This window comes from Paenibacillus sp. TSA_86.1 (genome assembly GCF_052691815.1).
In genome coordinates, this window is record NZ_JBQZGE010000020.1 from 17,677 (window position 1) to 33,377 (window position 15,701).

The 15,701-nt window shown below is 49.2% G+C and carries 11 protein-coding genes; 1 reads left to right on the plus strand and 10 read right to left on the minus strand.

Annotated elements, in window-relative coordinates; all coding sequences use genetic code 11:
• Nucleotides 1–354: 354 nt before the first annotated feature.
• Both ACUTVW_RS24630 and ACUTVW_RS24635 read right to left on the minus strand, forming a co-directional pair.
• Nucleotides 355–1,716: an FAD-dependent oxidoreductase gene (locus ACUTVW_RS24630; protein WP_445648199.1), complete on the minus strand. Its 1,362-nt coding sequence runs from the start codon at nucleotides 1,714–1,716 to the stop codon at nucleotides 355–357.
• A 133-nt stretch (nucleotides 1,717–1,849) separates the two neighbouring features.
• Entirely contained in the window at nucleotides 1,850–1,981 is a 132-nt protein-coding gene (locus ACUTVW_RS24635) for a hypothetical protein (RefSeq protein WP_445648200.1), read from the minus strand.
• Between the two features lie 255 nt (nucleotides 1,982–2,236).
• Here ACUTVW_RS24635 and pelA point away from each other — a divergent pair, with 255 nt between their 5' ends.
• Entirely contained in the window at nucleotides 2,237–3,436 is a 1,200-nt protein-coding gene (gene pelA, locus ACUTVW_RS24640) for a pectate lyase (RefSeq protein ID WP_445648201.1), read from the plus strand.
• Between the two features lie 142 nt (nucleotides 3,437–3,578).
• On the opposite strand, the gene ACUTVW_RS24645 is transcribed toward pelA, so the two are convergent.
• From ACUTVW_RS24645 to ACUTVW_RS24680, 8 genes are all read right to left on the minus strand, one after another.
• Nucleotides 3,579–4,058: a glutathione peroxidase gene (locus ACUTVW_RS24645; RefSeq protein WP_445648202.1), complete on the minus strand. Its 480-nt coding sequence runs from the start codon at nucleotides 4,056–4,058 to the stop codon at nucleotides 3,579–3,581.
• Nucleotides 4,059–4,123: 65 nt separating this feature from the next.
• Nucleotides 4,124–4,942, minus strand: coding sequence for a (2Fe-2S)-binding protein (locus ACUTVW_RS24650; protein WP_445648203.1), 819 nt, complete (start codon nucleotides 4,940–4,942; stop codon nucleotides 4,124–4,126).
• A 101-nt stretch (nucleotides 4,943–5,043) separates the two neighbouring features.
• On the minus strand, nucleotides 5,044–5,928 hold the full coding sequence (locus tag ACUTVW_RS24655) for an ABC transporter ATP-binding protein (RefSeq protein WP_445648204.1): 885 nt from the start codon (nucleotides 5,926–5,928) through the stop codon (nucleotides 5,044–5,046).
• Between the two features lie 495 nt (nucleotides 5,929–6,423).
• The gene (locus ACUTVW_RS24660; protein WP_445648205.1) at nucleotides 6,424–9,684 is read right to left on the minus strand and encodes a GAP1-N2 domain-containing protein; all 3,261 of its coding nucleotides are present in this window, start codon (nucleotides 9,682–9,684) and stop codon (nucleotides 6,424–6,426) included.
• A complete protein-coding gene (locus ACUTVW_RS24665; protein ID WP_445648206.1) occupies nucleotides 9,681–10,940 on the minus strand; it encodes a TRAFAC clade GTPase domain-containing protein in 1,260 nt (419 codons plus the stop codon). Before ACUTVW_RS24665 ends, ACUTVW_RS24660 begins: the two co-directional genes overlap by 4 nt.
• Nucleotides 10,941–10,993: 53 nt before the next feature.
• Nucleotides 10,994–11,686 (minus strand): beta-mannanase, encoded by a 693-nt coding sequence (locus tag ACUTVW_RS24670; protein ID WP_445648207.1) that lies wholly within the window; start codon nucleotides 11,684–11,686, stop codon nucleotides 10,994–10,996.
• 21 nt (nucleotides 11,687–11,707) lie between these two features.
• On the minus strand, nucleotides 11,708–12,991 hold the full coding sequence (locus tag ACUTVW_RS24675) for a vWA domain-containing protein (RefSeq protein WP_445648208.1): 1,284 nt from the start codon (nucleotides 12,989–12,991) through the stop codon (nucleotides 11,708–11,710).
• A 209-nt stretch (nucleotides 12,992–13,200) separates the two neighbouring features.
• Nucleotides 13,201–15,693 carry a transcription initiation factor TFIID gene (locus tag ACUTVW_RS24680; protein WP_445648209.1) on the minus strand — a complete coding sequence of 831 codons (2,493 nt, stop codon included), beginning with the start codon at nucleotides 15,691–15,693 and terminating at the stop codon, nucleotides 13,201–13,203.
• Nucleotides 15,694–15,701 lie beyond the last annotated feature (8 nt).

Below are 15,701 nucleotides of genomic sequence, written 5' to 3' on the forward strand. Positions count from 1 at the left end.
ATCCTCTCCTTTGTCATCAATCCGTCCGTATTTTAAGCAAATCTATCCATGAATTCATTGTATATCGACCTCGCAGAAAACTTTGTGCAAATAATCACAATCTAATTCGAGAATATGATCCAATTCCCCAACTGTCTCCCCCCAAAGAATTTGAGACCCTTAGAAATAGGATTGAAGTACGAAAATGAAGAAACAAGATGATATAGACAGACGGCACAGACAACAGAGACAACAAAAAGGAAGACTGACGATATGATCGCCAGCCTTCCCTTTACCTTTATTTTCTGATGCACCCTAATTCTCTATAGTTGCTATTCGCATTCATTGTGGATGCCTTGCCCAAGCACAACCAACCTACACCAGTGCTGGAGCTTTAACTTCTACCGGAGGCAGGGCTTGCAGACCTGCAGTGTTCAAGAAGTTCCACGGTTTGTTGTAATGTGGTTGGAAGAAGAAGTCGATAAACGCCAGCTCATCCACGGTCATGTTGTTCTGGATACAAACCGAGATCGTATTGATCGACTGCGTCAGATCCACTTGTGACATCACCTGCGCACCAACAATCCGGCGAGTGGCTTGTTCGTAGACCACTTTAAGCAGCAGTTTCTCAGCGGTTGGCATAAATTCCGGACGGTAGCTGTCTTCCAGAATAACCGATTCTACAACCAGCCCTTCCTCCCTGGCAGACATCTCGGTCATACCCGTTCCTGCAATATTTTGTTCATAAATTTTAATACCCGATGTGCCCTGTGTTCCCATGTAAGGCGTCGTTGGACGAACCAGGTTGCGTGCTACGAGCGTACCCATCCGCACGGCGTTGGTTGCCAGCGGAATGTAGGCCGCTTTGCCTGTCGGGTTGTAATGGATCGCACAGCTGTCACCTGCAGCAAAGACATCTTCCTGGCTTGTTTGCATATATTTATTCACGATGATTGCACCGTTTGGCAGCATATCCACTTGACCTTTGAGCAGCTCCGTATTCGGACGGAAGCCGATACAGAGGATGACCAAGTCCGTCTCGAACTCCCCTTTGGATGTGATGACTTTGGTTACTTTACCATTCTCACCCTCAAACTTCTGCACCGTTTGACCAAGCGCCAGTTTGATGCCTTTTTCAGTCAGTGTATCTTCGATAACATCTGTGAATTCGGAGTCAAGATACTTGTTCAAAATACGATCCACGCTGTCAATCAGTGTTACTTCCTTGCCATTCATCTCGAATGCCTCCACCAATTCAACTCCGATGTAACCTGCGCCGACTACAGTCACGCGTTTCGCATCCTTCGCTTTTTCGATGATGGTGTTGGAATGATTGTAGTTTTTGCAGAGTAAGATGTTGTCCATCTCGATGCCTTCAAGTTTTGGTACAACTGGCCATGAACCCGTAGTTACGATCAGTTTGTCAAATGTATCTTCAAATTCTTCCCCCGTTTGCAGATTTTTAGCCCGCAAGGTGTGACCTTTCGCATCAACAGCTGTAACCTCATGCAGCATCTTGGTTACCACACCGAGATCTGCCAATTGATTTGGAGAAGAGTAGAATAAACCGTCCGGATCTTTCACCACTCCACCGACGTAGAGCGCAATGCCACAAGACAGGAAGGAAATGTTGTCATTGCGTTCATAGACCGTAATGGTGGCGTCCGGGTATAATTTAGCGGTATTTACGATAGCTGCCGTTCCTGCGTGTGTACATCCGATAACTGCGATTTTCATGTGTAGTTCCTCCTTGGAGTATATAAAATAATGAATAATAAACGTTATTATAGTTGTGAAATAATTCACTATATGTCCGATGACTTCCTTGTGATTTATTTCACTTTATACACTCATTATAATGTGACCTTTTTCACATTGCAATAGGTTTTGCAAAAATAATCTTTATTTTCTCATAAAATAGCGCTAGTTCAGCTTCCACGCTCGGTTTATCAATGACTTCAATACGTAAGTTGATGGGATTGACCCCAATCCGGTTTTTCACTAATTTCATTTTCCCCCGGTTGCATTATGCTTATGCTCTCCAAATCATTCAATTTCCGTATCAACGACCGTGTAAGGCTTCTCTTCTATTCGATCATAATGGATCGAGGATGTAATAAAAATGATCCCATTTTATATTTAAGGTTGATTTCTTTATTAGTAAGCTCTTACAATATATAGAATCCTTTTATTGGATTAGTTGTTACATGTGTTCCATATTAGTTATAACAAAATAATAGCTTTAGGAGGCATTCATTTGAATAACCGTACATTGCTAGCCCCATTACGCATCATTCCCCTTACCCTTTCCATGGCCTTAATTACCGCCGGATTCTCCGTTCCATATGCCGCTGCTTCCGGTACTACTGATATTTCCTCCGCGCCAGTGACCGTTAAAACCGAAGTGTTGCCAAGCTACAAGTCCAGTTCGATCGGGGTGGATGTGTCCTCTTTGTTGCAAAAATTCAGGGATATCGGCAACTTCGCCACAGGGGATCTTGCCAAAGATACGGCATATGCGCTGAATATCGTTTCCTGGCAGATGCCACACGGTGGCTTCTACAAGGACATGGAGAAAAAATACGCAGCTCCTTGGGACGGTGTAACGGAGCGTTCCGGGTGGAAAGACCCGAGTGGTGTTGAGCTGGGCACCTTCGATAATGATGCTACGACTTCGGAAATCCGCTTCCTTACCGATATGTATGCCAGAACAGGTAATCCCGTCTTTAAGGAAAGTGTCCGCAAAGCCGTTGATTTTATTCTCGTATCACAGTACCCTTCGGGTGGCTGGCCTCAGGTCTATCCTAAACGCAGTAATTACTCGGATGCCGTAACGTACAATGATAATGCGATGGTGCAGACGATGATCCTTCTGGATGATATCACCCAGCGCAAACACGGGTTTGATCATGATATCCTGACAAGCCAGGAACGCAGTAAACTAAAGGCCGCACTGGACAAAGGCATTACATACACGCTGAAAGCCCAGATCATCAATAACGGAGTTCCCACCGTCTGGGGAGCACAGCATGACCCTGTGACCTATGAACCGTTACCTGGCAGAGCCTATGAGCTGGCTTCCAAATCGGGATCAGAGTCTGTTGCTGTTACGGCTTTCCTGATGTCCCTACCACAGACACCTGAAATCGAACGTGCCGCCAAAAGCGCCTTGCAATGGTTTGACACCGTTCGCGAAGATGGTACCAAATACAATCGACGAGGCCCTGTATATTTCGAGCCGGATGCGGGTAGCGTGATCTGGTACCGTTTCTATAATGTGGATGAAGATATTCCTTTCTATGCAGACCGGGATGGCAAAAAATATATGAATATTCTCGATATCAGTGAGGAACGCAGACATGGTTATTCATGGGCAGGAAGTTACGCTCGTAATCTGTTGAAGCTTGCCTCCGAACAAGGGTACTACAAGCTTAGCAAACCACTGCCGAAATCTTAATCACTATTCTTAGATTACTGATTGCGTGAGAAAGGAGCCTTTTGGACAAATGTACATCCTTTCTTAAACAATACAAAGAAGCCTGTCCCTTCTAGTTAGAAGGGCAGGCTTCTCATCGTAAATTTACATCCTATACCGTATATTAACCGAGCAATTGCTCGATCGCAGCACTCATGGATTCTGGTGATTCTTTCGGTTCAATACGGCCAACTACTTCACCTTCGCGGTTCACAAGAAACTTGGTAAAGTTCCATTGAATGTCGCTGGTCTCACCTGATCCAGGCTGCTGTTCTTTCAAATATTGAAACAGGGGGTGAGCTTCTTCCCCGTTCACATCCACTTTTGCAAAGACCGGGAAGTTGACACCATAGTTGATCTGGCAGAAGGACTCCGCCTCCTCGCTTGTTCCTGGCTCCTGTCCACCGAATTGGTTACAAGGGAACCCCAGCACGACCAAGCCTTGATCACGATAACGGTCGTAGAGCTTCTGCAGGTCACCGTATTGCGGAGTCAGTCCACATTTACTGGCTGTGTTTGCAATGACGAGCACCTTGCCTTGATACATATCCAGTGATACTTCCTGATTCGCGGTTGTTACTGCCTTGTACGAATATACGGACATTGCTGATTCCTCCTATAATATGGTCATATCTCAATTATAAACGTGTTCCCGTATCTACATCAAATTTACCGGGAGGCCACAATCGCTTCATATCGATCTTGCCGCTCGGCTTTGCTCAGTTTGGGACAGGTATAACAATAATCTTGACCCCCATCCACCCTATAATACAGGCAACATGTGGACTTCATTAAAATCTTCTCCCCAGGTTGATACGGGCTGTCGATCTCTACCGGCTTGAATCTCAACAGATTTTTACGTAATCCCATAACTTCCGGCGGCATCGTTATCACATGCTCATACCCCTGAATAACCGCTTCCCGCTCCGGATCTGTAATCTCCATCTGGACAGCCAGCGTCTTGAACCATCTCAGGATGGATGCAAGCTGTGCCCACATCTGACCCGTATTCGCCCCGCCAGCCAGTGCCACCCCTTCGATTAATGACCGGAGCTGTTCTCCGTAATAAGCCGTCAGCATAGCCTTTCGTGCGGATGTAGAAGCCGCTGCCGAGTTCATTGCGTCCTTGACGGACGGCGCAGGATGGGCAAGTTCGGTGCTATCCAACAGTTGAAAATGAAATGCGGGATATCCTTCCTGCAGAGTGAGCTGTAATCGGATATTGTCCAGAGAAATATCCAGCAGCTTGTCACACATCGCGTTTAGATAATGTATCCCCAGAAGCAAACCACGAACAGAATGCATGAAATACACCGCTGCGGTTTGCAAGTTATCCGCACGCAAATGTTCGTTGTATGCTATTAGCATATCTCTTGCCTGATCCGCGTCTCTTAACGAAGCCAGAGGTGCATCGTAAACAGAGTTCGAAACGGGATTCGTCGAAATACGTGCATATTGTTCAAGCCAGGTATAATTGATCGCGCTCATTAGTGAAACCTCCCGTGAATGCGAATGAGCCGCGTGCTAATAGCGCACAGCGGCTTCATTTCTATGATTCAGGATCACATATGTGATCCAGCTCGTATAATTTAACTACCCATTGCCTGAACGCGATGTTCTTTGCGACCTGCTGCATGTACCATGGCACTGTTGATTACCTTGGTTTCAGGGGCAACCGGTTTTGGACGTTCGCCAGCGAGCGCATATGGCAAGCAGAGCGGTACATTGGAACGTGGATCCATCACAATATCTGCTTCAATGTTGAATACCTCACGCAGTACGTCCGAGGTCATCACTTCTACGGGTGAACCTTCTGCAATGGCTTTGCCTTGTTTGATCCCAATCATATGCTGTGCATACCGAGATGCATGGTTCAAGTCATGGACAACCATCACAATGGTCCGATTAGCTGTTGCATTCAGATGCTCCAGCAATTGCAATACTTCAAGCTGGTGAGCCATATCGAGGAAGGTTGTCGGCTCGTCCAGGAACAAAATATCGGTTTCCTGTGCAAGTGCCATGGCAATCCAGGCACGCTGACGTTGCCCACCGGACAACTGATCGATTGGACGGTCATGGAATTCTACCATACCGGTCACTTCAATCGCCCACTCAATCATGCGTTTATCTTCTGCACGCATGGAACCGAACCCTTTTTGATAAGGAAAACGGCCATAAGAAACCAGTTCTGTAACAGTCAGCCCTTCCGGTGCTGTAGGATTCTGAGGCAGTATCGCAAGCTGCTTGGCAACTTCACGCGTGGACTGCTTATGGATGGACTTGCCGTCAAGTAACACGCTGCCTGACTTCGGTGACATAATGCGTGCCATCGTTTTCAGGATCGTTGATTTCCCCGAACCGTTGGCTCCCACAAGTGCGGTAATTTTCCCTTGGGGAATCTGAATGTTCAGATCCTCAACTATCAGTCTTTCCTCATAAGCGATATCCAGCTTGGACGTCTCCAGACGAAACATGCGATCATCCCTCTCTCATTAATCCCGGTATGTATTCCGGCTATCGTAACGACAACGAAATTGAAATTATATTCTGATTCGATACTTCTGAATTTTCCGGCGCTTTGATCTTCTAAACTAAACAATTCAATCTGCTACACTAAAGATACTGATAATCATTATCACTTGTCAACTGAAAATCGCAATTATTTTGATGGTATAAGGCTTTTTTTGCTCTAATCCAGCATCTCTACGACAGTTCTGACACCTATTATATGAGATCATTTCTCAGTGATTCCGTGCCATTTTTCACTGCTTGCCTAATTCCCTTAATTTGAATCAATTCATTTGTGTCTAATTTGTGAACATAATAATTTATTTGCACACTTCAACTAGAAACGACAATGGTTACGCAAAAAAAGATGACCCTGAAACCTCCGTTTCAGAATCATCCGTCAAATCTCATTTTGTAGTTCCTTGTCTATTTCCGATTCTGATTCCGCTTTATACACAATCTCAACTTGGCTTCCGCATCAGGTTAATCGTGATCTCCGAACCTTTTGCACCCTGTTGGATGCTCACAACATGCTCGGGGTTGATATCGTCCGGGATCGAGATCTGCATGCCATAAGGGTACAAGCGATCTGCTTCCGCCAGAGTTAATGGTTTTGGAGTGTCCGTGTTATTCTGGCCCTCTGGCGAAGCTTGATCGGTTGAATTTTCACCTGTTTTATCTTGGCTTTGCGCCGGTGATTCATTGGTTATGCCAGTTGACGCATTGCCAACTTCGGATGGAGCATGCTTATCCGCATCACGCGTTGAAGCATCTGCCTGTTCATGATCAGATGTACCTGATGCAGCTGAGCCTGGCTGTTCCTTCGAGGAATCACCTTGCTGCGATGTTGTCTCGTCTGTTACCCCAGTCGTTGAATCAGCCGATCCTTGACCTGCATCTGTATCTGTCCCAGAGCCTTCACCACGATCGAGGCTATTCCATTGGCCTGTTACATCGATATCCTTGGTGCTTCCGTCATCCATATGCAGCTGGAGGTTTCCCTTCTCAAAAGGAATTCCGCCCGTCTCGCTCCGAAAGCGCAGGACTAATTGAGCTGATGACTCCGTTCCTGCTTGCTTATTCGCAGCAACCATGTAGGCGATGTAGTCTGCTGGCTTCTCTTCGGGATCCACCGAAGCAACAGGTTCCCGATCTATCGGTGGCTGCGCTTGAGGTTCAGATGAATTGTTCATTAGAGCATACGTACCACCTGCAATACCTAGAATCAGGAACAAGAGTAACAACCCCAGCCAACGCTTTTTCTTCCGTCCAGTCAACATGCGCATGAGTGGAGACGCAAGTTCCGCTTTGGCACGATCATAGACCGGTTTCAGCGCTTTCCCTGCTTTTGCATAATATGGCTTGAAAGCAGACTTGGATCGGAAGGCTTCCCGATCATGAGATTTAAAATACATAATGATAGCATCTGAGTATCCTTTATGTGCATTGGAACCACGAGCAAACATCCGCTGCGTGCCAGACCATTCGAAAAAGGAGTAGATTGCTGCGGGGTTACCTGTATGACTGCGTACAAACTCAATCAGACCCGAATAATCGAGGCGGTTACTGCCGCTTCCTCCGCGATAGAATGCCAGCGACAGGGCCTCATACGCTGCCGCTCCCGGCTGATTCCGCAGCTCTGCCACGAGCCAGCGCCGGGTCCAGCGCTGAAGCTCATCCCGCTCAGCAAGAGTGAGGGATTCCATCCCTTCTTCCGCATGAGCATCACCGCTAAGCCATGCTCTGGCAGCTAGCATCATATTGGTTCTTGCAGCAACATCAGAGCCCTGACGTGCCGCCCAGTCCCGAACCTCGTTCTCATGCTGCAAAATATCGATCTGCAGGAGCTGTTCCCGATTCACTCGTTCCAGATCCAGATCCTGAATCATAAACAGATTGATGACATAGGCAAGCTTGTCAGCCAGCTTGGTCAGAGCCTCCTGATATGCAGCCTGTTGTGCACCAAGGGCTGGTACTGTTGTTTTGCCGGAAGAATGCGTAGTCGCATCCTGCTGTCCTGAATGGGCAGCAAACTCCGATTGCCCGATATATCCAGTAATCTCCGGTTCCAGCGCAACATTCCCTGTGATCCGATCCAGAACGCTGACCTTCTGAAGAGCTTCATTAGCAGATTGGACCGGATCGGGTGCAGAACACAACCTTTCTCGTAGCTCGGTACATGATCGTTCCAGCAAAAAAACAGATTCGATCGCAGACGGGTGAGCCGTAACCCAACGCTGGATAAGCTCAATCACACCTGCTGCCGTTTCGGTACGTTTCAACTGATTGTCCAGATACGGCTCAAACAACAGCTTGGTCAACGACGCATTGCCCAGTACTTTGTCGAAGAACGCTTGATTCAGCTGAGTATCCCGATCCAGAATGGCATATAGCTCCTGCACAGCCCGCATCCGTTTCTGCGCACGCGCATTGTTGACAGCGTAGATAAAATAATCCACAATCCGGGCTTTCACTACAGGTGCAGCCACCCGGAAATACTCGCCGATGCGGGAAGCCACCGCTTCTTCGGGCACATTTTCGCGCCGTACACTATCCAGCTCCCGGCTAAGCAAGGTCAGGAACAGTTCGTTCAGACGTGAACGCTGCTGCAATCCGTCGTCCGGCTTCAGATACGTCAGCAAGCCGCTCAAGACTTCGCTTTTATGATTCAAATATAAATCTTCTACGCCTTGTTCAAGGCTATAAAATACCGATAGCTCCCCGTAAGCTTCAATGGAAAGTTCCCGTCCAGGCTCCATACCCGCAAGCATCTCATCGGCAAATCCATAGAACTCGGCAGACCTTGACGGATCCTGCATCAAAAACCATGCAAATTCTGCATAAGGCAGCTTCGCCACCGAAGCATCCACATGGGTGACACGTCCAGAAACAAGATCAAAGGTGAAATCCTTCTCCGTATTCCGATCCTTGGGACGCAGTGTGCCCCGCTCCACAAATTGCACATGAATGCCCTTCTTGGCCTGTGGTTCTTTGGCAAACGTCATAAAACCAAGCTGCCGCCGGAACGCATACGGCAATGCCTTGTACAGCAGACGTAACAGCGCCTTCGCTCCTGCGGTCACTTCCTCCGCTGGCACATCAAGCGCTATGTATACTTTGCGACGGGCCGCTACAGACTGCATCACGGCATACAGCATACGCTTGAAGAGTGTCTCGTCCATCTTCAGCGCGCTTAGAATCTGACTCGGTGAAGCGTCTGATGCGAAGCTGCCGCCATGTAGACCAGTTCCAAGACCTACTCTCTCTCCCGACGCTACAGGTAACGCTGTCAGCATAGGCAACTCCGTGCCCTGCTCGATATCATACGAGGTGGCGAACGTGGCATCCAGCCATTCGCTACGTTTCATATACTCTTCCGAGCTTGCCGGAGACAGGACATAATTGTGAGCGAAAAAGGCGCTGCGCAGCCCGGTAAAGTCTGCAGCCTGGTACACATTTTGCCCCAGAATGGCCTCGCCGCTCTCCAGATGCAGCAGATGCATGGATGCCGGGAACTTGTTCTCGTCCTTCTCACTCCGGCCTGTCAGCTCCGCAGGAGCGTCATAGACACAGTAAGGATGAAGTACTTTTTTGATAAAAGAAGGGTCGAGTCCCGGTGAAGCAGCCACCGTATCAAACCCCTCCGTCGTCCGGAATACTCCGCGCCGCTCTCTTGTATACATCTGTTGTTCAATGGACGGAGTGTTGGAAGAACGCATCATCCCACTCTCCCCTCAATGTACTTCAGTTTGTACAACAACCACAGGAAAGGCTCATCCACACGGATGGGACTTACCACGCCCTGAATTTTCATATCCACCGGATTGCTGCCCAGCGCAGATACAGCGAAATAAGCGGTGTCCTTGAAGTACACATCCATTGTGCCTTTGAAGGGACGATCCACTTTCTCGATAAAACGGCGAATCTCCCCGTCAATATTCTCAAACTCGGTCAGGTCGAAAGAGTCGCGGTGCACCATATTGCGGAACACATTGCTATTGGATTTGATGTAATCCCCCTCCTCGTCCTTGAGGGAATGTAGCATGTCACTTTTGGTGAGTACAACAGCGGTTGGAATATTGGTCTTGGCTTTGTCCTGATAAGCGATAAAGTCACCGAAAAGGGTCAGCACCACGTCACGCGGCTCATCGTATTTCGGCGTCCATTCACCCGGCTCGTTGCCGAGATTAATGCGAATTTTGTCCCGAATCGAACGAATCTGGAGCGGATCGACCATAAACAGAATGCCTGCCGAGTTTTTGATATGCTGTCCGTGCAAGCCCAGATAATCCTGCTCCACCATACCTTCACCCGCCACGTCAAAAAACACCAGGGTCAGCGGCGCTTTATCCTCGTCCTTGAACACAAATTGGAAAATAAACGGCTCCTGCAACTTTTCCTTCTGCGTGGAATCCAGCAGATCGCCCCGCTCGAACAGCGGCTCTTCATAATCCGCGCGGAAGCGGCGGCTGATCTCTGCGTTGAGCGGCATACAGGCGGCATCAAAATGATCTGCCGTATAATGCTGCAACGTATGAATCAACGAGGTCATGTAAACGGATTTCCCGACCTGGGAAGCCCCGATGATCGAAATGATATTGCTCGGTGCCTTACCAGCCGTTACAGGCAACTCGTTATGACAATGCGGGCACAAACGGCGGCGTGTCATTACACCGTACCGATCATTCAGTCCCATGACGATGTTATCCGAATAGATCCGATGTTCCTCGGGCACATCATGCGGAGCCAGTACAGCTTCCATATCAAATACCGTATCCAGCCCAAAGCGCTCCCGATATTTGTTCAGCTTGGCATCTTCTCCGAGCGCATAGTCCTCGTCATCGTCACGATGGTGCGCCGCACGGAACACAACCTCTTCCGGTGAAAACTTGCTAAAACAATACGGACATACAATGTCGTAAAACAGCGGTCGTTCCTCCGGCTGCTGTCTCTTCAAAAACCGGCTAAAGAAACTCATAGCCACTCCCCTCCCCGTGTAAATAAAAATTCAACTTCAGTCGTCAAATCTGTTTAATCTGATATCAGCCGATAAGCGGCTCCATATAGGGGGCCATCTGTGAAGAACAACCTTACATAGTCGTCCTTGGCGACTTCCACAGGTGGCATCTCATTTTTTCCTGCTGCAAAATCACTCACAAACGGATACACGGTACCATCATCCTTATGCAGTGGAACGCCACCCTGCTTGCGAACATAACAAAGGGCTTCTTTAGGTACAGGTACCTCGGCAGTCACGGTAATAAACACCGTCTTGCGTTTCTGAAAAAAGCCGCTCTTGTAACGAATGGCAAAGCGGATATCCGCCTTGCCTGCACTCGCAATCCCTTGATTATCTCCATCCTGCTGACGAATCAGCACAGGACCGTCTTCCTGCATCCGGCATGCATACACCGTGTACTGGATTGCACCAAAACCGGTGATTCTATCCGGATACCCGTTATTTGCCTTGTATTCCTCACGCGTATACAGCTTCAGCTTACCCTGTGTCGACCCTTCACCACGGTCACCGTAATTAACATCGCCTGTACGCCCTTCGTCCACACGATCAGCATTCATCCGATTGAGTTCCAGCCGTTCCACGTATACCGCTTCAAGCTGTTCCGGCCAGAGCCAGCGAAGTGTGCAACGACCTTCGTCCACCGCGAGCGTCAACTTTCGAATCCGGGGAGCCGAAGGATCTGCATCTGCACCTATAAACCGCATATTCCATTGACCTCCCCGATGTTAGAATCCTTTGCTGCGTGTGTCTCTTGGCCGCTGACCGAACCCTTCCGCAGATGAAGTTCCACGATCAGCATCCCGGCGTCCTTTGTTCCTACGTGGTGTGTTCTCTTTGATCGGAACAATCCAGGAGAAGAGGGTGAGTACACCCGACAGGATCAGCATCGCTCCCAATCGAACGAAAGCATCACCTACATTGGAACCGTTCAACCCCCATTCCAGTAACAGCCCAGCCAGCAAACCCGATACTGCACCGCCTACACCAAAGCTGAGTGCAAGATGACGGTTATCAAACACAAGTCCAAGAGATACGCCAAGCGCCACACCAAGCAATAGTAAGGCAACGACGCGGAAAATAGCCAAATACATGCTGTGCTCCATCGCACCGGTACGCTCCGTCACCAAAGTACGTTCATCAATCGTATCGTAAATCTGCTGGAACGCGACATTCAGCCCACCTGCGTCTGGCACATCATAGTACATCCCGCCGGTTTGCTGAGCAATGCTCTTGAGCAAATCCGTACCCGAAGGGTCTACGAGGCTCAAACCAACGGTATGGATGGCCACCTGTTCCTGTACATACTTTGGCAAAATGCCTGAGATATCAGCATCACTGAATCCGTCAGATAACAAAATAACGACTGTTCCCCGTTTCGGGTCCTGCTTGCCTTCGATCAGCTCCATGCCTTCCTGGAGTACCGTGTCGAAATTAGTGCCGCCCGACGTCGTCACGATGCCGTCGATTTTGTTATTCACTTCATTTTTGGCGGCTTCACTGTCTACGGCAATAAACGGCTGCAACAATTGCGGCTGGTCGTTAAACGTAATCACAGCGACCTGTTTGTCACTTTCCATCTGATTAATCAAGGTCTTGGCAGCTTCAAACCGTCCGTTATTCGGGTCTGTATCATTCATGCTGCCAGAGTTGTCGATCATCAATATGATGTCTTTGACCTGTTTCGCCCCGCCCGGATTGATCTGATAAAGCAATTGCAATCCCAGCCCTACAACCAGCAGTAGTGCCAGCGTTGCCGGAACAAGCAGCTTCCAGGATAAACCCAGATATCTGAGCTTCCACGAAGCGCCATTCAGACGTGGTGAGATCATCTCCGCCAGCAGGCAGAACAGTCCTACACTAAGCGCCAGTACACCGAAGTATAACCCCATCAGCAGCAGGCGCGGCATCTCTCCAAGCCACTGATGCAGCATGATTTCTCCTGCCGCAAAACCCACTGCTCCGCCAATCAGGCTGAACAGTACCAGGAGAAGATTGATTTTTCGCTGCATGTCTGCATGCATCCTTTCTCAAAACCCGCCAAGAGCGGGCTGACTTAATACCCTGTACTTTATTTATAATTGAAAAGATATACACAGGATTGGAAGGTCTCTTCGGCTCAAGCTAAACAAGTTGAAATTAAGATGGTTTACCCCACACTCTCCAGACCGAATGACCTTCCAAAAATGCGGTGTGATCTCTTTGTTGCCTCTTCCACTTATCAGAGGGGAGACAGTTTCTCCGCCAGATCCGCAGGATGAAGCTCATAACCGTTCTCCGTGTACGAATCGTAGTACACCTTGCCGTTACGGTACACCATAAGATCCTCCAGATGGAAACCACCCATCAGATTAAGCTTCTCCACCCCGCTGCTACGTTCCTCATACACCACACCCAGCTTGTAGATTCGTGAGGTTTCCTCGGCATGTGCCGCGTAGTCCATGAAGGCACTGTGATGGTCGCCAAAAAAGTACTTTTCTTCATACCGGTGCTCCTGTGTATAGTCGAACACCCGTATCCGGACAACCGCCTGATCTTCCAATGTGCGATACAGTCTGCGGAATAGATCATCCCGTGTCAGTACATCCCGATCCCGATACGTAATTGTCACATTGGCTCGCTGTAACAACTCCTCTTCGAATGGCAATCGCAGTGGTTCCGCGGAAAGCAGCAAGGCACGGCAAACTTCCATTACACGTGCGAGCAAACGCTCACTGCCTTCGGTAGCGAGCTGGTTCATGTCTCCCATGTAGCGATCTTCGAACCATACATCCCGCCCCCGTCTCGCCTCCAGGTCGGTGATCAGTTCTTCCGTCACTCTGCCGTAATACTCCATCACGTTCTGACCGATGTACTCATCGGCAGCAGCGATACTATCTTCCGCTGCTCCGCGCAATGTGCGTTCCAACGCTTCAAGTGAGGCCGTAACCTGGCGGCTGTAGCGATGCAGCTCTTCCATTTCCGTATCGTAAATCCGAAGCAGATGCAGTTCATTTTCGAGCCGCAGCAAATCTACTTTGGGTTCGTATACACGCTCCAGCAGACAATCGATCAGATTGCGTACGTTCTGCTTGTCGCGGAAGAGCGCCCGTTTGATCGGTTGATCTTCTACCCGTTCCTGCTGACGCTGTTCCAACAGCGCACGTGCGGATTCGAGCTGCGTCGATTTGTCACGAATCAGTGCAAGCAGTGCCTCACGCACGCTACCGGGCTCACCATCACTCCAGGCAACCCATTGAAAGTACCCCACCTCAGGGTGCTCCATATGGGACTGCTCAGCCTGACGGCGAAGCGACCCGCTGGAACTGCGTTCACGCACACGCTCCTGCACTGGACGAACCACATTTTCACGGAAGTAGGCTTCTGCCCCTTCTCCATAAAGCGCTCGCTCTGCTTCCCGCAAGGAGAGCGGCTTAAGCTCAGCGAAGCTGCGACTATGCGTCATGATGCCGCTCATGCCGCTAACCAAATCTTCGCTTGGCAGCAGACCCTCCACCTTGCGTTCCACCGAAGAAACATCCAGTCCGAAAAAGGACATTTTGTCCTTGATACTCCAGTCTGGCTCCTGCTGCATCCGTGCGAGCAGATAACGGTACAGGTGATACAACACCGTCAGCGCAATCGGTTTGTTCGGCCGCCTCACCTCGGCAAAACCTGCACTGGCGTATCCATGCTGATCCGAGGTAGTGCGAATATTATTTTTAAACGACGTATTATTGTAACTATTCGCACCCGTGCTGGCGATCGCAGCCCGGTCTTCATGACTTTCCTCCTGCTTCCGGTTTTTCAGCAGACAGATGTGGCAGATGATCTCGGCATTTTCGATCCAGCCGCCAGGCACACCGGTGCCACGTTCGTTTTTATCCGAAAGTACGTAGACCAGATCGAACAAAGGTGCTACGGGATGGTTGACGGGAATCGAAATTCCGTCTTCCGTCACCAGCAGGTTGCCGCTGAACTTATAGTCCAGCGATTGCATGTAGTCCAGCTCGCGCAGGAATGCAAGTCCTGCGGCGCTGGCATATCCGAAGGAATCAACCTGCTCCATCTCGCTAACCAGCACATGCAGATCGGTCTGTACTGATTTGAAGGATTGCGCGAGAATCGTCTCGGCCAGCTTAGTGATCTCTGGCAGCAGTACATTCAGCGGATCATCCGCTCGGGTAATGACCGTCACGTAAATTCGGTCAAAGGATGAATACAGACGTCCATATTCGGCAATACGGTTGCTTACCTGCCGCATCATTCGATTTAATCCAAAAAGCGCTGCTGCCGACTCGTGGAAACTACGGTGTACATCCTTGCGCAACGTTTTGGATGGTCGCTGTGCATGCCGGGTGGAGAGTGGTAAACGGTGATAGGTGACCTGAGCATTTTCATGTGATGATGCGGCCCCATAACCTGACCTTGCTTTCTCCTGATCTGATTTATCCATATTTACAGATGCATCGTCTGTCCCAATGTGCACGTAGACCACACCGTCTTCGTTATCCCACTTCAACTGATTAATATCATGCACAGCGGACACCGCTGGTTTCACCAGATCACCGACAAAAAGGAACAGGGCCGGGTAATGGATGCTACTGCGTCCATCCCCTTGGCTGCCCTGACGTTCCTGCTCTGTAGCGTAACGGGCAGCGTACTTCTGAAGCTCACGCTTAAGTACGTGCTGCATCCCGTTTTCTTTTTGCTGCATATTACTTGGTACATTCATACCATCAG

What these genes read in the sequence shown, in the direction of transcription:
- ACUTVW_RS24680 (WP_445648209.1), bottom strand. Translation starts at nt 15,693, where the DNA reads ATGAATGTACCAAGTAATATGCAGCAAAAAGAAAACGGGATGCAGCAC.
- ACUTVW_RS24650 (WP_445648203.1), bottom strand. Translation starts at nt 4,942, where the DNA reads ATGAGCGCGATCAATTATACCTGGCTTGAACAATATGCACGTATTTCG.
- ACUTVW_RS24645 (WP_445648202.1), bottom strand. Translation starts at nt 4,058, where the DNA reads ATGTCCGTATATTCGTACAAGGCAGTAACAACCGCGAATCAGGAAGTA.
- ACUTVW_RS24675 (WP_445648208.1), bottom strand. Translation starts at nt 12,991, where the DNA reads ATGCAGCGAAAAATCAATCTTCTCCTGGTACTGTTCAGCCTGATTGGC.
- ACUTVW_RS24670 (WP_445648207.1), bottom strand. Translation starts at nt 11,686, where the DNA reads ATGCGGTTTATAGGTGCAGATGCAGATCCTTCGGCTCCCCGGATTCGA.
- ACUTVW_RS24655 (WP_445648204.1), bottom strand. Translation starts at nt 5,928, where the DNA reads ATGTTTCGTCTGGAGACGTCCAAGCTGGATATCGCTTATGAGGAAAGA.
- ACUTVW_RS24630 (WP_445648199.1), bottom strand. Translation starts at nt 1,716, where the DNA reads ATGAAAATCGCAGTTATCGGATGTACACACGCAGGAACGGCAGCTATC.
- ACUTVW_RS24665 (WP_445648206.1), bottom strand. Translation starts at nt 10,940, where the DNA reads ATGAGTTTCTTTAGCCGGTTTTTGAAGAGACAGCAGCCGGAGGAACGA.
- ACUTVW_RS24660 (WP_445648205.1), bottom strand. Translation starts at nt 9,684, where the DNA reads ATGATGCGTTCTTCCAACACTCCGTCCATTGAACAACAGATGTATACA.